The sequence below is a fragment of the Selenomonas sp. ND2010 genome (assembly GCF_000702005.1).
Classification (GTDB): Bacteria; Bacillota; Negativicutes; order Selenomonadales; family Selenomonadaceae; genus Selenomonas_A.
The window spans coordinates 1-18,238 of record NZ_JNKI01000014.1 but is presented as its reverse complement, the minus strand read 5'-3'; the positions used below and the strand labels follow the sequence as shown (position 1 = coordinate 18,238).

Sequence of the window (18,238 nt, the reverse complement as noted above, 5' to 3'; positions counted from 1 at the left end):
AGATACTCAACAGCCAATATTGCGCAGTTTTTTGCCTTCCATGAGGTTTTTCTCGATATTTTCCAGTGTGACATTCTTCGTCTCCGGCACATACGCCATCGTCAAAACGATAAAGAAACCATTGAGCAATGCATAAAGCCAGAACGTATGAGCCGAGCCGAGCGTATCGACCAACGTCAGGAACGTTGCCCCGACAATCGCACAGGTAATCCAGTTGGTCATCGTCGAGCAGGCGACACCGAACTCACGGGATTTAAGCGGCTGAATTTCCGAGCAGAGCACCCAGACAATCGGGCCTGCACTCATGCCAAAACCAGCAATGCTGACCATCGTCATGATGGCTGCCAAATACGAAATCGACACATCGGCCGTGCCAGCTTCGAGCAGCGACATGCAGACACCTACCACCGCCATGGAGAGCGCCATAACACCAAAGCCAATCTTGAGCGTCGGTTTGCGACCGTTTTTGTCTACCATGAAGATGGCAATAAACGTGGACAACACGAAGACGATGCCATTGATAACCGTACCAATCATCTGATCTTCCGTGGTCGAGAAACCTGCAAGACTCAAAATTTTCGGCGAGTAATACATGATGACGTTAAACCCGGTAAACTGCTGCATTGCCTGCAAGAGTACCCCTAAAAATACTGCCCGGCGGACATTCTTATTTGCCTTGAAAAGCCCCCAGCCATCCTGTTTGATTTTCAGGGCGTCTTTAATATCTTTCATTTCTTCCCGAGCGATTTCGACACTGCCATGCAGTGCTTCCAAGACACCCGAAGCTTCCTCGATGCGTCCTACAGCTGCCAGCCAGCGTGGGCTGTCCGGCAGGCGGATAACCGTCAGCAGCAAAAGGACAGCCGGCAGGGCAATGACCATCAGCATCATACGCCAGTTGCCACTGTAACTGAATGCCGTATCGGAAAGGAAAGCGGCGAGGATACCCACGGTAACCATCAACTGATAACCGGATATTACCCGTCCACGGGCATTTTTATCCGACATCTCAGCCAAATAAAGCGGCGCCGTATAGGATGCAATACCAACGGACAGGCCCAAAATCAACCGGAAACCGATGAGCATATCCGCACTGACAGCAAAACCGGAACCGAGCGAGCCGACGATAAACAGGGTCGCGCCTATCATCAAGCTCTTTTTGCGGCCAATTTTCTTGGCCATAACCGATGCTACGATTGCACCAGTAGCCGCTCCTACCATCATCGAGCTGACGACCCATTCCTGCGCCGCACTGGATAAATTCCATTCTTGACTGATAAACGGCAAGGCACCGGATATGACGCCCTGGTCAAGACCAAAAAGCAAGCCAGCCATCCCTGCGGCAAAATAGATGAACATGCGGACATGCGCAGCAGCCCGCCCGGCTGCCTTATCGGCCATATTCTTAGGTAACGAAGCATCCATTGATAATTCCTCCCTTATAATACTGCTAACTCGCTATAGCACTCCTTGAGCTGGCTATATAGTTTCTGGTAAAGCTTATGCCCTTTCTCATAGTAAGCATGTGCCGATGGTTCTGGCTGGCACCAGGTATCCTGCTCGATAAACTGCCGGCAAGCCGTCGGAACATCCGTGAATAAGCCAGCACCAACCCCAGCCAAAATGGCTACGCCAAGAGCTGGACCTTCCTGCGCTTTGATGGTTTTGACCTCGCAGGCATACATATCGGCCAACATCTGCCGCCAAATACGGCTCTTGCCACCGCCGCCACAGGCCATCATTTCTTGGACGTCAACCTTCATTTCCTTCAACACATCGAAACAATCGAGCAGGGAATAGCTGACCCCTTCCATAACCGAACGCAGCATATCTGCCTTGGTATGAATGGCCGACAGCCCGAAAAATACACCCCGGCAATCCGGATTGAGATGCGGCGTACGCTCGCCCATCAGATACGGAAGATAGAAGAGCCTGCGGCTGCCGATTGGCACCTTGGCTACATCCTGATTGATAAGGTCGTAGGAATCGACGCCCTTCAGGACAGCTTCATCTTTGTACTTCTCTGCCAGAGTATCCCGGAACCATTTGAGGGACAAACCAGCAGCCTGGGTGACACCCATAACATGCCAGCACCCAGGTACCGCACAGCAAAAGGTATGAACCCTGCCTTTGGGATCGATACGCGGCTCACTAGTATGTGCAAACACTACGCCACTGGTACCGATTGTCGTAAAAGCCCTGCCATCTTCTACGATACCTGTGCCAACGGCAGCCGCCGCATTGTCTCCAGCACCACCTACTACTACGGTAGCCGTCGTCAAGCCAGTTTTTTCCGCAAATTCCTCCGATACATGCCCCGTCACCTCCGGCGACTCGTAAACTTTTGGCAAAAGCGATTCATCAATCTCGAGCTTCTCCAAGATCTCCTTGGACCAGCAGCGATTCGGAACATCCAAAAGCTGCATGCCGCTCGCATCCGAAACCTCGGTTGCATAATCCCCAGTCATGCGGAATCTGACATAATCCTTTGGTAAAAGAATATGACGACAAGCTTTGTAATTATCCGCTTCATGATTACGGACCCAGAGGATTTTGGATGCCGTAAAGCCAGTCAAAGCCGGATTCGCCGTAATCTCAATCAGGCGTTTTGCCCCCACACGGCGTGTGATTTCCTCACATTCCTTCCCCGTACGCTGGTCACACCAAATGATAGCTGGACGAATGACCTCATTGGCCTCGTTCAACATAACCAGGCCATGCATCTGCCCGGAAAGCCCAATCCCCTTGATTGCCTCAGCGGGTACACCAGACTCCTGAACCACTTTCTTTACGGTACGCACCACTGCACTGTACCAATCCAATGGTTCCTGTTCTGCCCAGCCATTCTGTGGCTGATACAGCGGGTATTCTTGCGAAGCAGATTGTATCACCCGGCAGGTTTCGTCAAAAAGCACCGTCTTGGTCGCGGAAGTACCAATATCAATGCCAATCAGATAGTTCATTGCTTTTGCCCCCCATTTTTTTGCTTTCGTGTCTCTATTGCGTGCTCATGCACGCTCAAGCTCGTAATCAATATAACACAAGATAAAATACGAGTCAATACGATTTTGTATTTTTCTAAAAATTTAATAAAGTGAATGATTAATAAAAAATTAGGGCTATAATAGGTAGTTTTTCCGAAAATCTTGTTATTTTTACGATAAATAAAAATAAAACAATTGACAATGCGATATTCCGGTGTTATCCTAGGAATCGTGATAAGCGTGCACATGAACGCACGTAAAAGTTATCTGTGTTAATATTTCATAAAGGAGCGTTTACCATGACCATGAGCAACATTCCAACTGTCAAATGCGGCATCCTCTCTGTCAGCCGCGACTGCTTTATTATTTCTCTTTCCGAGAACCGCCGTCACGCGATTGTGGAAAGTTATACCAAAAAATACGGTTCCCTTTACGAAGTAAAGAAAACCGTTGAAAATGAGACAGATATGCTCGAGGCAGTAAAAGAAGCCAAAGATGCTGGCTGCAACGCCTTGGTAGTATTCCTCGGCAATTTTGGCCCGGAAACGCCGGAAACACTGATTGCCAAGGAGTTTGATGGTCCCGTTATGTACGTATCGGCTGCTGAGGAAAGCGGCAAAGACCTCATCAACGGGCGTGGTGATGCTTATTGCGGCATGCTCAACTGTTCCTACAATCTGGGCATGCGTCACTTGAAAGCCTTTATTCCGGAATATCCAGTAGGTACGGCCGACGATATCGCTGCGATGATTGCCGAGTTCCAGCCGGTTGCCCGCACCCTCATCGGTCTTTCCCATCTGAAAATCATCACCTTCGGCCCACGCCCGCAGGACTTCTTCGCCTGCAATGCTCCGATTCAGCCGCTCTATGACCTCGGTGTGGAAATCGAGGAAAATTCCGAACTCGATTTGCTCGTTTCCTATCGAGCTCATAAAGACGATCCGCGAATCACAGCTATCGTTGAAGAGATGGCCAAAGAACTAGGTCATGAAGGCAATCCTTATCCGGAAATGCTGCCACGCATGGCACAATTTGAGCTCACACTGAAGGATTGGATGAAGGAGCACAAAGGTGCTCGCGATTATGTCGCCTTTGCCGATAAATGCTGGCCGGCCTTCCCGAAGGAATTCGGCTTTGAGCCGTGTTATGTCAACAGCCGCATGGTTTCCCAGGGCATCCCCGTATCCTGCGAAGTCGACATTTACGGTGCCCTTAGCGAATACATTGGTCTTTGCGTCAGCGGCGATGCCGTAACGCTGCTCGACATCAACAACAGCGTACCAAAAGATCTTTATGAATCCGATATCAAGCCTTCTACCAGCTACAAACTCGAAGATACCTTTATGGGATTCCACTGCGGTAACACGCCACTTTGCAAACTTCGCAAGGGCGGCGTAAAATATCAGCTGATTCAGAACCGTCTGCTCGAAAATGGCGGTACGCCTGATTTCACTCGCGGTACGCTCGAAGGCGATATTGCCGCCAGCGACATCACGTTCTTCCGTCTGCAAAGCACCTCGGATGGCAAACTTCGTGCCTATGTTGCCGAAGGTGAAGTTCTGCCTACTCCGACACATTCCTTCGGTGGTATTGGTGTTTTCGCCATCCCTGAAATGGGCCGCTTCTATCGTCATGTACTCATTGCCAAACGCTACCCGCATCATGGTGCCGTCGCTTTTGGTCACTTTGGAAAATCCCTCTGGTCGGTCTTCCAATACCTCGGCATTGCCGATATCGCGTTCAATCAGCCCAAAGGCATGCTCTATCCCGACGAGAATCCCTTTGCCTGATTCCCCGAAAATCCATACTGCCATAAAAAAAGCAGCTGCCTACGCAGCTGCTTTTTTGGGGTTGGGAAAAAATATTATAGGGAAAAAACAGGAAAGTCCTCATAATGATAAAGGGGATTAATCATTATTCGAACTGTAATTGCAACAGGTTAGCCTGTCTTTAATTACAAGTTTATTATAATCATAGCAAATTCCACGAACAACCGTCCCCTTTCATCTTGAACGAACGTTACAAGAAAACACTCATATTTAAAACAATGCTACAATTTTCTCAATATGCAAGCACCATGATTTTTTCTGGTGGCAAATATAGGTAGAGGTCAACGCCAGCCGCTTGGAACTGCTGCCATTTCTGCTTGGGCAGCTCACAACGGATAGCCTTGCCATCACTGCCAGCTTTTCGAACCATAACCAGCATGGAAAACGTATCCTCAATCACCTGAACAATATCGACCGGAATGGTATTTTCCCCCGGCAGTTGGCGAAATTCCAAAAAATGTGCCCGTATCCCAACATATTTTACTTTCGCCGGCAAATCGGCTATCATGAGATCCAGCTGCCACTCCTCGGCCCGAACGTGATGGTCATCGATCCGACTGGCGACAGAAACATTTTTGCAACCGGTCAAAAGTGCTGCCGCCAATGTCTCAGGACGCTGAAAAAGGGCTTTTTTCTCATGAACCTTCTCCATCTTTCCCTGATTGATGACCGCCACCTTATCTGCCAGACGATACACCTCACCTCGATCATGAGAAACCAGCAGTGCTGTCCCTTCATAGGATTGCAGCACCTGCCTAAGCTCCAACTCAAGCTGCCATTTCAAGTAACTATCCAAAGCAGAAAAAGGCTCATCCAACAGCAAAAGCTCTGCATCAGACGCTAAAATCCGAGCAAACGCCACGCGTTGCTGCTGACCACCCGAAAGCTCTGCGGGATAAGCTTCCGCCAAATCCAGCAGGGAAAAACGCTCCAGATTCGCCTGCACTTTTTGCAGCTTTTCCGCATCATTGCCACTAGCGGCAAAACGGATATTATCGCGAACTGTCATGTTGGGAAACAACGCATAATTTTGAAACAGATAACCGATCCGACGCTTCTGTGGGCTCAGATTGATTTTCTGCTCACTATCAAACAGCACACGCCCATTCAAGACAATGACCCCACTATCCGGAGTCTCAATTCCTGCAATGCACTTTAAGGTCATGCTCTTGCCACAGCCAGAGGCACCCAGCAGGGCAAACACTTCCTCTTTCACGGCAAAATCGACATCGAGGGTAAAATTGCGGAGCTTCTTCTTTATCCGCACCATCAATTCCATAGACAGCCCCCCCTGCCACTGCGGGCAATCCACCAATTCATCAACACCACAAAGAACAGGGAAAAGAACACAATTACCATTGCCCAATCAAAAGCCAAAGCATAGTCATTTGCCTGAACAGCAGCATATATCGCCGTACTCATCGTCTGCGTCTTCCCTGGGATATTGCCCGCAAACATAATGGTTGCACCAAATTCACCCAAGGCACGCGTGAACGACAGCACCAATCCGGCCAAAATTCCCGAGCGGGCATTGGGCAGCAACACCTGCCAGAAAATGCGCCACTCCGATACGCCCAGCGTCTGCGCTGCATAAATGACATTGGGTTCCAACTGCTCAAAAGCGCCTCGCGCCGTCCGATACATAAGTGGCAAAGATACGACGATTGCCGCAATGACAGCCGCCTGAAAGGTGAAAACCAGCGAGACATCCCACTGCAACAAAAATCTCCCCACCATACTGCGCTTTCCTAGGAAAAGCAATAAGAAAAAGCCAACCACAGTAGGTGGCAGCACCATCGGCAACGTAATAATGGCATCAGCCAGACCTTTGAAGTGGTTCATGCGCACCACCATCCAGGCCAGACCGATGCCGGCAAAAAACGTCACCACTGTTGCTACCCCTGCGGTTTCCAGCGTAATAATCAGCGGTGATAATTCCATATTATTTTACCTCAAACCCATATTTTTCAAACAATTTCCGGCCCAAGCCGCTGGAGGCAAAGGCGAGAAAATCCTTGGCCACATTGGCCTGCTTTGCTGCCTTGAGAACTGCCGCCGGATAGATAATCGGCTTATGCGTCTCAGCCGGTGCTTTGGCCGCTACCCGCACCTTATCCGACACCGCCGCATCGGTCGCATAGACTACGCCGCATTCCGCTTCTCCGCTCTCGACCCAGGAAAGGACCTGACGTACGTCCGAACCGTAAACGGCTTTCGCCTTAACCGCATCGAGAATACCGAGTTTCTTGAACACTTCTTCCGAATACTGGCCAACGGGCACCCCTTTGGGTTCCCCGAGCGCTATATGCGAAATCTCATTCCCCGTTACCTGTTTAAAATCCTTGAGGTCTTTGCCCCCATCTTTCGGCACAATGAGCACGACCTCATTTTGGAGCAAATCCCGCCGTGTTTCTGGAGCCAGCAAGCCAGCTTGTTCCAATGCATTCATCTGCTTCTGTGCTGCTGAGAAAAACAAATCCGTCTCTCCGCCATTTTCGATTGCCTGCTGTAAAGCACCCGAACTGCCAAAGTTAAATACAATTTTGACGTTCGGATGCTCCTTTTCGTAGGCAGCAGCTAGTTCCTTCATAACATCGGTCAAGCTTGCTGCTGCCGAAACATGCAATTCGATCGTTTCGTTTCCAGCAGTCGCTGAGGATGTTCCCGCCTGTTGGCTGCCACATCCTGCCAGTACTGTCATGGCCACGGCCATCATCCATACCAAAATCTTTTTCATCCGTTATTTTCCTCCTTTTCAAAACGGAAGGGAGCGCGGTTTCCTGTGCTCCCCTGTGGGTATTACCCAGGCGCAGCATCATAGCGCATGACCTTAGATGCTTTTGCTCGGAGTTACGGTATTCATTATACGATAATGGCGAAAAAAAAACTATACCAAATCTCACAACAAACAAAAAGCTCCCACCCGAAGGCAGGAGCGAAAAACCTCAATGATTCAAGCCATCATTATCTTTTACACCACGCAAGCGGCGATTAATCGAACTCAAACCACGATAAACCGTACTGATGTCAATCTCATCGCCACGGTTTTCCATGTACTTTTCTAATTTGCGTTTTACACGCTGAAGCGCATTATCAATCGATTTGACATGACGATCCAATTCTTGGGCAATCTCCTGATAGGATTTTCCATCAAGATAGCTCATCAGGACCTTCCACTCCAAGTCAGACAGAATTTCTTCCATTTTTTTCTCAATATCAACAAATTCCTCTCGACTGATAACGAGATCTTCTGGGTCAGCCGCCTTTGCACCAGACAACACATCCAGAAGGGTTCTGTCTGAATCCTCATCGTATATCGGCTTATTAAGCGAGATATACGAATTGAGCGGTATATGCTTCTGACGAGTCGCAGTCTTGATAGCAGTGATAATTTGACGCGTCACACAGAGCTCTGCAAATGCTCGGAACGAGGACAATTTATCGTTACGGAAATCCCGAATGGCCTTATAAAAACCAATCATTCCTTCCTGAATGATGTCCTCATGGTCCGCTCCAATCAAGAAATAGGACCGAGCCTTGGCACGTACAAAGTTCCGATACTTATGGATAAGATAATCGAGTGCGACCTTGTCGTCATTGTCTCTGATTGCTAAAAGAATTTCTTCGTCTGTCAGTTTAGCGAATCCCCCATATAAATCATCACTAAATAGTTCTGTAGTACGTTCTGCTTCCATCGCACTTTCCCCTTTGCTGAAAACCCCCGTTTTCAATTTATAACTCCCCTAATAAGGAAATTATACTCCCTCTTTGTTGGTATCGTCAAGAAATCCTCTAGGACTTTATGACTACTATTTAGCAATAAAAGGATAAAACTCGTCATAAATTCATCAATGACGCATTTTCCGTAAAATATCCAATTTTTTGACGGTCTCGCTATCCAAACGGTCTTCAACTTCCAATCGTGTGACGGGAAGGGTAACATGACCTAAGTATTCCCTCTTCAATTGCTTTTTGGCCCGGCGGACTGCCTTCCGGAATTCCAAGGAAGGAATCCGGTAAGCCCCGGCTCCCAATATCACACTTTGCTCGGCTCCATCGGAAGTGACCACATGAACCTCTCGTCCCTGGCGAACCGAATCATACGCCAGCCGTTCTATGCGGCTGTCGGCAGTTTCTCCCTCGCCGGTATAGATGATTTTCATATGCGCATTCACCTGATCGCAATGCTCTTCATCATCAGTGAACATCGCGTCGAATACAATGGTGATATCGTATTTTTCGTATGCTCCATATTCCGCCAGCTGATGAATCAGCTGGTCCCTGGCCTCAGATAAATCCTTGCGCAGGCGGATAAGTTCCGGCCAGGAATTGATGACATTATAGCCATCAATGATATAGTGCTCCCTTTTCCTGCTCATAAGAATCAGCCTTTCTTTGCCAAACGCTGACGCATGGATTCGTACATCAGGATAGAACCAGCCACCGATGCGTTTAGGGAATTGATTTTCCCCACCATCGGCATTTTGACGATAAAGTCACAGGCTTCCTTTGTCAGGCGGCTCATCCCCTTGCCTTCGCTGCCTACCACCAGGACTAAAGACCCAGTTAAATCAGCTTCGTTATAGTTTTGACTGCCATCCATATCGGCTCCGGCCACCCAGAACCCCTTATCTTTGAGTTTTTTCAGTGTCTGGGCTATATTTCCTATACGAGCCACAGGTACATATTCAATCGCCCCGGCTGAGGTCTTGGCCACCGTTGCCGTAAGCGGTACACTGCGCCGTTTGGGAATCAGCACGCCGTGAACACCAGTCGCATCGGCCGTACGCAGCAAAGCACCGAGATTGTGCGGATCTTCCAGCTCGTCCAGCAACAGCAAAAACGGCGCCTCGCCCTTTTTCTCAGCTGCCTTCAAGATATCCTCAAGTTCTGCATAAGCTACTGGTGCCACATAAGCCATGACTCCCTGATGGCGCAAACCGCCAGCTACGGACTCAATCTTACTGCGATCCACGAACTGCGTGATAACTCCGCGCTCCTTTGCGAGCGCCAGGATTTCACCGATAGAGCCCTCCCGATCGCCATCAGCCACCAACAACTTGTTGATGGTACGGCCAGCCTTCAAGGCTTCAGCAACAGCATTACGGCCAATCAATACATCCTCTGGCAGCTCCCGATCCTTGGCCGGATTATCCCGGCGCTCACCTGACGACCGCACAGGATGTCCAACATGCTTCTCACGCTGCTTGCCCCGTTCACGTCTTTCCATCTGTTCCTGACGGCTTTTCCCACTGTGAAGGGACTTTTTCTTATTCTCACGAAAATCTCTCATATCAATCCTTCTCCCGAAGTTTCAGCATTTCCTGAAACTTGCCGCAGGTCATAGCCCCCTCCGGGCAGCGCCCGGTATTGACACAGCTCGCTCCCGCATTGTGGAACAGCGTCGGCGCTACTTTCTTGACCTCTGCCAGCATCTTGTAGGCCATATCACGAATCTCCCACTGGGCACGGTTGCAGCAGCGCAGATTGAAGAAATGGAGCAGCGAACGGGCATTCATCGTTACCAGAATTTTTGTCTCGGTCGCATTGGCCAACACGTAACGGGCATCTTCCTTGGGAACTCCCATCGCCGTGAGTTCATCATAAGTCTTGCGGATTTCCGCCAACAGCGCCTCATACTTTTCCTTAGCCTCCGGCTTTTCCGCAATCGTCGGCGGCGTAATATACTCAAACCCATGCGCCGCAACATAGCGCTGCGACTGCTGATCGTAAGAAGCGATACGATGGCGCACCAATTGATGGGTCAGGACACGGCTTACCCCTTCGATACCAAAGGTGAACGTGACATGCTCAATCGTCGAACCATGGCCCAGCGTAACCATCTTGCGTACCATTTCCTTCGCCTTTTCGTCGCTGATTTTCTCGGCCAGCTCTTCCGCCCCAGCCGAAGAATAGCAAAGGCGGGCAGCCATTGCCACCACATGTTCCGGATTTGGCGTATATTCCAACAACTTGACTTTTATCATAAACTTATTTCTTACTCCTTATTTCCTTCATCATAGCCTTTGAAATCACCTGGAACGAGGCTTCAGCCAATTCATAAAGCCGTTCATTCTGTTCCGACAAGTAGAGGCTTCCCAAAAGAGCCTCAAAGCCGGTACTTGCATGATACTCCGCAACACTGGCACTGCGCGGCGCATGACTTTTGGCATTGCGTCCACGACGATAGATTCCCTTTTCTTCCTCCGTGAGCATTTCTTCGATGCCACGATAGGCCTTTGCCTGCCAAACCGCTGATACAATCTGAGCGCTAAAGGAATGCAGTGCCTGCACCTTGCACTGTTCATACGAAAGCAGTCGGGTGCGGACATAGAGATGGAAATACGCATCGCCCACATAAGCGAGTACCAACGGGTTAAGCTGCTTGACATCCACCTCACGGTAACGCTGCAGAATACCGTCATCCCCATCGGGTTCAAACATCATATCGACGAGTTTTTGAAAATGTTCAAACTTCATGCTTTTTTCCACCGTGCCCCATTTGGCGTATCTTCGATAACGATACCCACTTCCTTGAGCTCATCGCGAATCTTATCAGCAATCGCCCAATTCTTTTCCTTGCGGGCGTCCTGACGGATGCCAATGATAAGTTCCATAAGTTTATCGGTAAGACCATCATCGACAGCTGCCTCTTCCTGTTCAAAAATACCGATAATCGAAGCCATTTCCAGATAAATCTCACTTACCCGTGCAAAACCAGCCGCATCGTAATCTACGCCTTTGTTCATAACTTCCTGGTAATAGATGTTGATGTCCTTCGAGAGGCCAAACAACTGACTGATCGCCAAAGCGGTGTTGAAATCATCATCCATAGCCTCATAGAAATCCTGGCGGTACTGTGCGGCTTTTGCAGCCAAATCCTTGGCAGTATCCGAGCTGCCTTCTTTCTTCCGAAGTTCATCCATAAAGGCTTTGGACTGTTGCAAACGGCCCAGGCTTACCTGTGCCTCCTTGAGGCGTTCGTCACTGAAATCCAACGGACTGCGGTAATGCGTCTGCAGAATGAAGAAACGAACCACTTCGCCTGGATATTCCTTCAGAATGTCCTTGACCGTAAAGAAGTTATTCTTCGATTTGGACATCTTTTCGTTATGAATCGTAATGAAGCCGTTGTGCAGCCAATACTGGGCAAAGCTGTGTTCATCGCCCAGGCAAGCCTGCGACTGTGCAATCTCGTTTTCATGATGCGGGAAGATCAAGTCACTTCCGCCACCATGGAAATCAAATTTCTTGCCGAGATATTTCAGCGACATCGTGGAGCATTCAATGTGCCAGCCCGGACGACCTTTTCCCCAGGGGCTGTCCCAGCTCGGTTCGCCTGGTTTGGCCGATTTCCAAAGCGCAAAATCCATCGGATGCTGTTTCCGCGTATCGACTTCGATACGAGCCCCCGCCTGCATATCCTCCAATTTGCGGCCACTGAGTTTACCATAGCCGGCAAATTTCTCTACACTGTAAAAAACATCGCCGTTATCCACAGCATAAGCGTAACCATTGTCGATAAGCTGCTGTACCATCGCAATGATATCCGGAATGGTCTCACTGACACGTGGATATACATCTGCGCGCTTTACATTGAGCGCATCCATTGCTTCAAAATAGGCCTTGATATAGCGGCCGGAGATATCACTCCACTGCAGTCCTTCTTTGTTGGCCGTATTGATGATTTTATCATCCACATCCGTAAAATTCTGGATGTAATGGACAGTATACCCCTTTTGGGCAAAATAACGGCGAATGACATCCCAAGTAACAAAGGGGCGCGCATTGCCGATATGCGGATGATTATACGGCGTTACACCACAGCAGTAGATGCTCACTTCGCCCTCTTTGAGCGGTTTGAACTCTTCTTTCCTGCGTGACATGGTGTTATAGACTTTCAGCATATTTCTTCCTCCAACTATCTTACCGGCGCTGTTTTAGGCGTCAGGCTTTTTCAATTCCGGCTACAGCATAAGCAGAAATGCCCTGCTCCGTTCCGGTAAATCCTAATTTCTCTTCCGTAGTTGCTTTGACATTTATCTGGTCGGATTCCACTCCGAGCACCCGTGCAATATTTTCATTCATCTGGGGGATAAAGTCCTTCATCTTCGGCTTCTGAGCCACAATCGTCGCATCAACATTGCCGACCTTATATCCCTTTTCCGTTAAGAGTTCCACGACATGCGCTAAGAGCTTCATACTGTCAGCCCCCTCAAACCGCGGATCTGTATCGGGAAAGTGACGGCCGATATCTCCCATAGCTGCCGCTCCCAGCAGCGCATCGGCTACCGCATGCAGCAGTACATCGGCATCCGAATGTCCAAGCAGCCCCAGCGTATGTGGAATTTCCACCCCGCCAATAATCAGCTTCCGCCCCTCTACCAGGCGGTGAACATCATAGCCCATTCCAAATCGCGTCATCACTTTTCCTCCTTCTGCCAATGAGGCAGTTTTCCCTTCATCGTTTCCTTGGCAAACTTAGCCGCTGACCGAACGGCAGTCAGCATACTTCCCTGCTCCTGTCGCAGGAAAGCCTCTGCAATCAACAAATCCTCCGGCGTTGTCACCTTGATGTTGCTGTATTCACTCCTGACGACATGAACCGGACGCCCCAAGCGCTCTACCAGGCTGGCATCATCCGTACCGAGGAAACCATCTGCCTCCGCCTTGATATTCGCCTCGAGCAAAATCTGCTTGCGAAAGCCCTGGGGAGTTTGTACCGCCCACAGCGTCGAACGAGCTGGCGTCGATCTCACAACACCATGTTCCGATACGACCTTGATGGTATTCTTCTCCGGGACCGCAGCGATTGCACCGCCATGTTCTCTAGCTGCCGCAATGACCGCTTCAATCGTCTTGACTGTTACCAATGGCCGCGCGGCATCATGAACCAGAACGACATCTGCCTCCGCTGACACCTGTTTCAAACCATTCCAGACGGAATACTGACGCTCCGATCCGCCTTCCGTCACCAGCCAGGGTTTTAACTCCGGGTATTTCTTCAATAGATTCGTCACCGGCTCTACTTCTTCGGCACCTACCACTACGATGAGTTCCCCCACCTCTGGAACTGCCGAAAATTTCTGCAGGGTACGAATCAGCATCGGCCTATCGGCCAACTCGAGAAAAACCTTATTGACTCCAGCGTTCATCCGCTTTCCCTGTCCTGCTGCCGGGAAGATGACACTGACCATTCCCATCACTCCTAATATAGCCTCAGATAGCCTTCTCCCATTTGGCGCGCAAAACGCATCCTAGGAGAAGGCTATAGCTTCAATTTTTTGGTTTTGCAAAAATCATTCGACCCGCTGCTGTCTGCAAGGCCGATGTAACTTCCACGTCAATCATCTCATTCATATAGCGATGACCGCCTTCAATGACAATCATCGTCCCATCGTCAAGATAAGCGACACCCTGACCTGGCTCTTTTCCCGATTTGACCACCGTCACCCGCATGTTCTCACCAGGAATAACCACCGGCTTGACCGCATTGGAAAGCTCATTGATATTGAGCACCTCCACGCCACGCAGCTGCGCCACCTTGTTCAGGTTAAAATCGTTGGTGATAATCTTGCCACCGACCTGCTGGCCCAGGCGAACCAGCTTAGAATCTACTTCGGCAACATCCTCAAAATCCACATTGGTCACTTCCACCCGCACCCGGGTTTCCTGACGAATGCGCTGAAGGATATCCAATCCGCGACGACCTCGCGTACGTTTGAGAACATCCGAAGAATCTGCAATATGCTGCAATTCCTCCAACACAAAAACTGGAATGAGCAGCGTTCCTTCGATGAACCCCGTATCACAGATATCGGCAATGCGGCCATCGATGATAACGCTGGTATCCAGCAGTTTATACTGGGTATTTCCTTCTAGTTTCGGTGCCGTTTCCACCGAAGATTCTTTTGCTGGTTCATGATTTTTGGCCACAGCCTTCATAAATTTCGGGATAAAATCAAACGCTCCTGCCAGCTCTTTGCGCTTGCGGATCATAATCGTGATTCCCAAATAGCCAAATACGATACTGAAGATGACCGGGATATATTCGCCGACAACGGGGATTTTTGAAAAGGCATAGCCCAAAAGATTAGCAAAGATAAGTCCGAGAAGCAATCCCACTGCACCAGCAATCACATCATGAGTCGGCATCTTATTCAGCTGTACTTCCACCTTAGCCGAAAAACGCTTAAGCTTATGGATAAAATACGACGACAGCAGAAAACCGATGACTCCACCCAAAACTGCCCCCAACAAGATGCACACAAAGCCAGCCACCGTGAGTTTAATCCACCCCATATCCGCCTGGAGTATTTCCGTGCTGATAAACGAGGTCAAAAGTGGCGAAGCCAGATTTAAGAGTGCGCCGCCAGCGATTGCCATAAACAACGTGATAAAAAAACGCAACACACGATCCAACATACTTTCCACCTCCTTTCCTTCTTATATATTTATGGATACTATAAAATCAGTATAGACAATTTATCCCTGTACTGTCAACCTAACAGTACCGATCCCGGCGATTCTTAATCAAACGCCAATCTAGGCAGCGTACCAATCCCTTGAAGCATACAAAAAAGAGGGCTGTACCATTGGGTACAGCCCTCTTTCCAGGCGGAAATCAATGTTTGTATCGATTCTGGGATAAAATATCTTCCAGCCAATTTTCGACTTCCTCCGGAGTCTTATGACAGGCGTATACTAATTCACTGACCAGGATTTGTTTGGCAAGGTCCAACAGACGGCGTTCCCCAGAGGAAATCTTCCGCCTCTGATCCTGCAAAATCAAATTGCGAGCAACAGCGGCCACATCACGGATATCTCCACTTTTCATCCGGTCAAGATTCTCATGGAAGCGCTTATTCCAGCTTCCCAAGGCCCGTTCAGGCTTATCCTCAAGCACATTCCGAACCTCATCCACCTGGGAACTCGAGATGACGTCACGCAATCCAATGTTATCCACATTGTCGGTTGGAATCATCACCTTCATATTCCCCAGCGGCATCTGTAGAACATAATACGATTTTCCTTCACCCAGAACTTCACAATTCTCGATTCCAGCAATCACTCCGGCGCCATGCATCGGATAGACTACCTTGTCTCCTACCTGCAGCAAACACACACCCCCTATATTCAATATGACGTGGCAACCTAAGCGCTGCCTGCTTCTATATTATAGCATTATTCCCAGATTTTTTCAAAAGTAAATCTTGTATTTTAGCATACAAATATAGCAACGTCAAGGGATGTATGTCATAAACATCATAAATTGACGAAATTAATCTTAGAAATACGAAAAATCAAGCTTGTTCCGATTTTGTCTGCCGCAAAAAAAGTTGGGTCAACTGCTCTTTGGGATCCTTATGATGATGGACGATTTCATAAACCGTCGCCGAAATCGGAAGCTCTACCTGATATTTCTGTGAGAGCTCCATCAGAGCCTCTACCGTATACACACCCTCCGCCAGTTTCGCAAAAGGCTTTCCGATGATAAGGTCTTCACCAAAACGGCGGTTATTGCTATGGGGAGAGAACAGCGTCGCTTCATAATCGCCAAGATGCGAAAGACCATAAATCGTCATTTTATCTCCCCCCATCTTTTCAATGAGCCGGGATAGTTCTCGCGTACCACGAGCCATCAAAGCGCCCTTCAGACTGCCATAGCCAAAGCCATCCAGCATTCCCGCCGCAAGCCCCACGACATTTTTCGCTGCAGCGCCAATCTCTGTCCCCAAGAGGTCTTCCCCATAATAGAACCGGATCAGCGAACTGGAAAACGAATCGACCAATTCTTTGGTCAAATCCATATTATCCGAAGCGATTACCATGCAGTTGGGAATCTTCCGGATAAAGTCCTGCACATGGCCAGGGCCCACCCAAACAGCCACCGGCACCTCAGCACCAACGGACTCATGGAAAACCTCCGACAGACGTTTGCCCGTACCAATCTCCAGACCCTTCATGCAAAGGATAAAGCGTTTGCCCGCGAGATCCCCCAGTGCCTTCAACTGAGCGCCAAAGCTGCGCAGCTGCTGGCTGCTGATAGAAATCACAAGGACATCCGCATACTCCACCGCTGCCCGCAAATCATCCGTCAACACCACAGATTCCGGCAGCTCCAGGTATTCGTTTTTATGCGTTTCCCTTAATTCCTGCAAATGCCTGGAGCCCTCACGCCCCCAAAGCATCACATCATGGCCGATAAAATCTGCATACCATGCATGAAATGATCCCCAGCGACCACAGCCTAAAACTGTTACCCTCATGCTGATACCTCCGTTTTGGCACCTGTTATATCTCGTACAACCTCACCGGCAATAATCATGCCAACTACCGACGGAACAAAAGAGATGCTGCCAGGAACCGCCCGTTTCTTATCGCAATTATTGGCACTTCCCGGCGGACAGATGCAATTGCCACCACAGCCGCCCTGCTTGACCACCAGCGGTTTTTCCTTGGAGTAAACCACCTTAAGCTTCTTTACGCGATTTTCTTTCATTTTTTTGCGCATAACACGAGCCAGCGGATCCACACTAGTTTTATAGATATCCGTTACCTCAAACTTAGTCGGGTCCAACTTATTGCCAGCCCCCATGCTGCAGATAATCGGAATCCCCAGCTCCCGGCACTGCAGGACCAGGTTGATTTTCCCTGTAACCGTATCAATAGCATCCACCACATAATCATAATGCTGTGTGAAAAACTTATCCGCATTTTCCGGCAGGTAGAAATCCTCAATGGTATCAACTACCGCCTTGGGATTGATATCCAATATACGCTCTTTCATCACCTGCGTCTTTGCCTGTCCTACCGTTTTTGACGTAGCATGAATCTGGCGGTTGATATTGGTCAAACAAATCAGGTCATTATCGATCAACACCAAGTGCCCAACACCCGCTCTGGCCAGACCTTCGGCAACAAAAGAACCAACACCGCCGACGCCAAAAATCGCCACCGTGCTGTTTGCCAGTTTCTCCATTCCCTCTTCTCCCAGCAAAAGTTCCGTACGGGAGAATCTACCTAAATTACTCAACGCATTAATCCTTTCTCGTCCTCTAATAAACACTATAATTATAACGCCGTTGTTCTAGTTTTTCCACCAGCAAAACTTTCTCATCGATACGATCAAAAAGGGCTGTGAAATTACAGTTTATCGGTTAGTGGAGCCTCATTCGAAGCAGCTCTTCGCCGCCGCTAGGGGCAGTGCCAACACTACGCGGGAGATGTTTTCCTAAACGAAATTTTTATCTTAAATTAAGCATCGAAAAAGTTGCAAAACGCGCTTCGCTTGAACGGTAGCAATTTTTCGACGAACGGTGAGGATAAAAATTTCGTTCTTCACGGAAAACATCAAACGCTTCGTTTATGGCACTGCCCCTAGCGGCGGCTGAGGATGTGGCGAGTTTCCCGAGCTTCACCCTC

The 18,238-nt window shown here is 49.0% G+C and carries 18 protein-coding genes and 1 riboswitch; of the genes, 1 reads left to right on the top strand and 17 read right to left on the bottom strand.

Annotation, left to right across the window (positions count from 1 at the left end):
• Positions 1-6 precede the first annotated feature (6 nt).
• Both T504_RS0106635 and xylB read right to left on the bottom strand, forming a co-directional pair.
• Positions 7-1,425, bottom strand: coding sequence for a sugar porter family MFS transporter (locus T504_RS0106635; RefSeq protein WP_051635244.1), 1,419 nt, complete (start codon positions 1,423-1,425; stop codon positions 7-9).
• Positions 1,426-1,439: 14 nt separating this feature from the next.
• On the bottom strand, positions 1,440-2,963 hold the full coding sequence (gene xylB, locus T504_RS0106630; RefSeq protein WP_033170284.1) for a xylulokinase: 1,524 nt from the start codon (positions 2,961-2,963) through the stop codon (positions 1,440-1,442).
• A 320-nt stretch (positions 2,964-3,283) separates the two neighbouring features.
• Here xylB and T504_RS0106625 point away from each other — a divergent pair, with 320 nt between their 5' ends.
• Positions 3,284-4,774, top strand: a complete 1,491-nt coding sequence (locus T504_RS0106625) for an L-fucose/L-arabinose isomerase family protein (RefSeq protein ID WP_033170283.1) — start codon at positions 3,284-3,286, stop codon at positions 4,772-4,774.
• A gap of 271 nt (positions 4,775-5,045) precedes the next feature.
• Here the strand turns inward: T504_RS0106625 and T504_RS0106620 are convergent, their stop codons facing one another.
• The 15 genes from T504_RS0106620 to T504_RS0106550 form a co-directional block, all read right to left on the bottom strand.
• The gene (locus T504_RS0106620) at positions 5,046-6,092 is read right to left on the bottom strand and encodes a sulfate/molybdate ABC transporter ATP-binding protein (RefSeq protein WP_033170282.1); all 1,047 of its coding nucleotides are present in this window, start codon (positions 6,090-6,092) and stop codon (positions 5,046-5,048) included.
• Entirely contained in the window at positions 6,083-6,754 is a 672-nt protein-coding gene (gene modB, locus T504_RS0106615) for a molybdate ABC transporter permease subunit (RefSeq protein ID WP_033170281.1), read from the bottom strand. The genes T504_RS0106620 and modB overlap by 10 nt, the downstream gene beginning before the upstream one ends.
• Before the next feature lies 1 nt (position 6,755).
• A complete protein-coding gene (gene modA / locus T504_RS0106610) occupies positions 6,756-7,550 on the bottom strand; it encodes a molybdate ABC transporter substrate-binding protein (RefSeq protein WP_033170280.1) in 795 nt (264 codons plus the stop codon).
• Positions 7,546-7,675, bottom strand: a riboswitch (molybdenum cofactor riboswitch). It overlaps the preceding gene by 5 nt.
• Positions 7,676-7,758: 83 nt before the next feature.
• A complete protein-coding gene (gene sigH / locus T504_RS0106605) occupies positions 7,759-8,508 on the bottom strand; it encodes an RNA polymerase sporulation sigma factor SigH (protein WP_033170331.1) in 750 nt (249 codons plus the stop codon).
• A 153-nt stretch (positions 8,509-8,661) separates the two neighbouring features.
• Entirely contained in the window at positions 8,662-9,192 is a 531-nt protein-coding gene (locus T504_RS0106600; RefSeq protein WP_033170279.1) for an NYN domain-containing protein, read from the bottom strand.
• A 5-nt stretch (positions 9,193-9,197) separates the two neighbouring features.
• Complete coding sequence (gene rlmB / locus T504_RS0106595; RefSeq protein ID WP_081823399.1) at positions 9,198-10,043, bottom strand: 23S rRNA (guanosine(2251)-2'-O)-methyltransferase RlmB; 846 nt, start codon at positions 10,041-10,043, stop codon at positions 9,198-9,200.
• 64 nt (positions 10,044-10,107) lie between these two features.
• Complete coding sequence (gene thyX / locus T504_RS0106590) at positions 10,108-10,800, bottom strand: FAD-dependent thymidylate synthase (RefSeq protein WP_033170278.1); 693 nt, start codon at positions 10,798-10,800, stop codon at positions 10,108-10,110.
• Between the two features lie 4 nt (positions 10,801-10,804).
• Complete coding sequence (locus tag T504_RS0106585; protein WP_033170277.1) at positions 10,805-11,293, bottom strand: Mini-ribonuclease 3; 489 nt, start codon at positions 11,291-11,293, stop codon at positions 10,805-10,807.
• Entirely contained in the window at positions 11,290-12,720 is a 1,431-nt protein-coding gene (gene cysS, locus T504_RS0106580; protein ID WP_033170276.1) for a cysteine--tRNA ligase, read from the bottom strand. The genes T504_RS0106585 and cysS overlap by 4 nt, the downstream gene beginning before the upstream one ends.
• Before the next feature lie 40 nt (positions 12,721-12,760).
• A complete protein-coding gene (gene ispF / locus T504_RS0106575) occupies positions 12,761-13,237 on the bottom strand; it encodes a 2-C-methyl-D-erythritol 2,4-cyclodiphosphate synthase (protein WP_033170275.1) in 477 nt (158 codons plus the stop codon).
• The gene (gene ispD / locus T504_RS0106570) at positions 13,237-14,010 is read right to left on the bottom strand and encodes a 2-C-methyl-D-erythritol 4-phosphate cytidylyltransferase (protein WP_033170274.1); all 774 of its coding nucleotides are present in this window, start codon (positions 14,008-14,010) and stop codon (positions 13,237-13,239) included. Before ispD ends, ispF begins: the two co-directional genes overlap by 1 nt.
• A 79-nt stretch (positions 14,011-14,089) precedes the next feature.
• Positions 14,090-15,238, bottom strand: coding sequence for a PIN/TRAM domain-containing protein (locus T504_RS0106565; protein WP_033170273.1), 1,149 nt, complete (start codon positions 15,236-15,238; stop codon positions 14,090-14,092).
• 199 nt (positions 15,239-15,437) lie between these two features.
• Positions 15,438-15,932, bottom strand: a complete 495-nt coding sequence (locus tag T504_RS0106560) for a CarD family transcriptional regulator (protein ID WP_033170272.1) — start codon at positions 15,930-15,932, stop codon at positions 15,438-15,440.
• Positions 15,933-16,116: 184 nt separating this feature from the next.
• Entirely contained in the window at positions 16,117-17,082 is a 966-nt protein-coding gene (locus T504_RS0106555; RefSeq protein ID WP_033170271.1) for an NAD(P)H-dependent glycerol-3-phosphate dehydrogenase, read from the bottom strand.
• Complete coding sequence (locus T504_RS0106550; protein WP_051635243.1) at positions 17,079-17,795, bottom strand: tRNA threonylcarbamoyladenosine dehydratase; 717 nt, start codon at positions 17,793-17,795, stop codon at positions 17,079-17,081. Before T504_RS0106550 ends, T504_RS0106555 begins: the two co-directional genes overlap by 4 nt.
• Positions 17,796-18,238 lie beyond the last annotated feature (443 nt).

What these genes read in the sequence shown, in the direction of transcription:
- T504_RS0106565 (WP_033170273.1), bottom strand. Translation starts at nt 15,238, where the DNA reads ATGTTGGATCGTGTGTTGCGTTTTTTTATCACGTTGTTTATGGCAATC.
- modB (WP_033170281.1), bottom strand. Translation starts at nt 6,754, where the DNA reads ATGGAATTATCACCGCTGATTATTACGCTGGAAACCGCAGGGGTAGCA.
- modA (WP_033170280.1), bottom strand. Translation starts at nt 7,550, where the DNA reads ATGAAAAAGATTTTGGTATGGATGATGGCCGTGGCCATGACAGTACTG.
- cysS (WP_033170276.1), bottom strand. Translation starts at nt 12,720, where the DNA reads ATGCTGAAAGTCTATAACACCATGTCACGCAGGAAAGAAGAGTTCAAA.
- ispF (WP_033170275.1), bottom strand. Translation starts at nt 13,237, where the DNA reads ATGACGCGATTTGGAATGGGCTATGATGTTCACCGCCTGGTAGAGGGG.
- ispD (WP_033170274.1), bottom strand. Translation starts at nt 14,010, where the DNA reads ATGGTCAGTGTCATCTTCCCGGCAGCAGGACAGGGAAAGCGGATGAAC.
- T504_RS0106635 (WP_051635244.1), bottom strand. Translation starts at nt 1,425, where the DNA reads ATGGATGCTTCGTTACCTAAGAATATGGCCGATAAGGCAGCCGGGCGG.
- T504_RS0106585 (WP_033170277.1), bottom strand. Translation starts at nt 11,293, where the DNA reads ATGAAGTTTGAACATTTTCAAAAACTCGTCGATATGATGTTTGAACCC.
- T504_RS0106600 (WP_033170279.1), bottom strand. Translation starts at nt 9,192, where the DNA reads ATGAGCAGGAAAAGGGAGCACTATATCATTGATGGCTATAATGTCATC.
- T504_RS0106550 (WP_051635243.1), bottom strand. Translation starts at nt 17,795, where the DNA reads ATGGAGAAACTGGCAAACAGCACGGTGGCGATTTTTGGCGTCGGCGGT.
- xylB (WP_033170284.1), bottom strand. Translation starts at nt 2,963, where the DNA reads ATGAACTATCTGATTGGCATTGATATTGGTACTTCCGCGACCAAGACG.
- thyX (WP_033170278.1), bottom strand. Translation starts at nt 10,800, where the DNA reads ATGATAAAAGTCAAGTTGTTGGAATATACGCCAAATCCGGAACATGTG.
- T504_RS0106620 (WP_033170282.1), bottom strand. Translation starts at nt 6,092, where the DNA reads ATGGAATTGATGGTGCGGATAAAGAAGAAGCTCCGCAATTTTACCCTC.
- rlmB (WP_081823399.1), bottom strand. Translation starts at nt 10,043, where the DNA reads ATGGAAAGACGTGAACGGGGCAAGCAGCGTGAGAAGCATGTTGGACAT.
- T504_RS0106625 (WP_033170283.1), top strand. Translation starts at nt 3,284, where the DNA reads ATGACCATGAGCAACATTCCAACTGTCAAATGCGGCATCCTCTCTGTC.
- sigH (WP_033170331.1), bottom strand. Translation starts at nt 8,508, where the DNA reads ATGGAAGCAGAACGTACTACAGAACTATTTAGTGATGATTTATATGGG.
- T504_RS0106555 (WP_033170271.1), bottom strand. Translation starts at nt 17,082, where the DNA reads ATGAGGGTAACAGTTTTAGGCTGTGGTCGCTGGGGATCATTTCATGCA.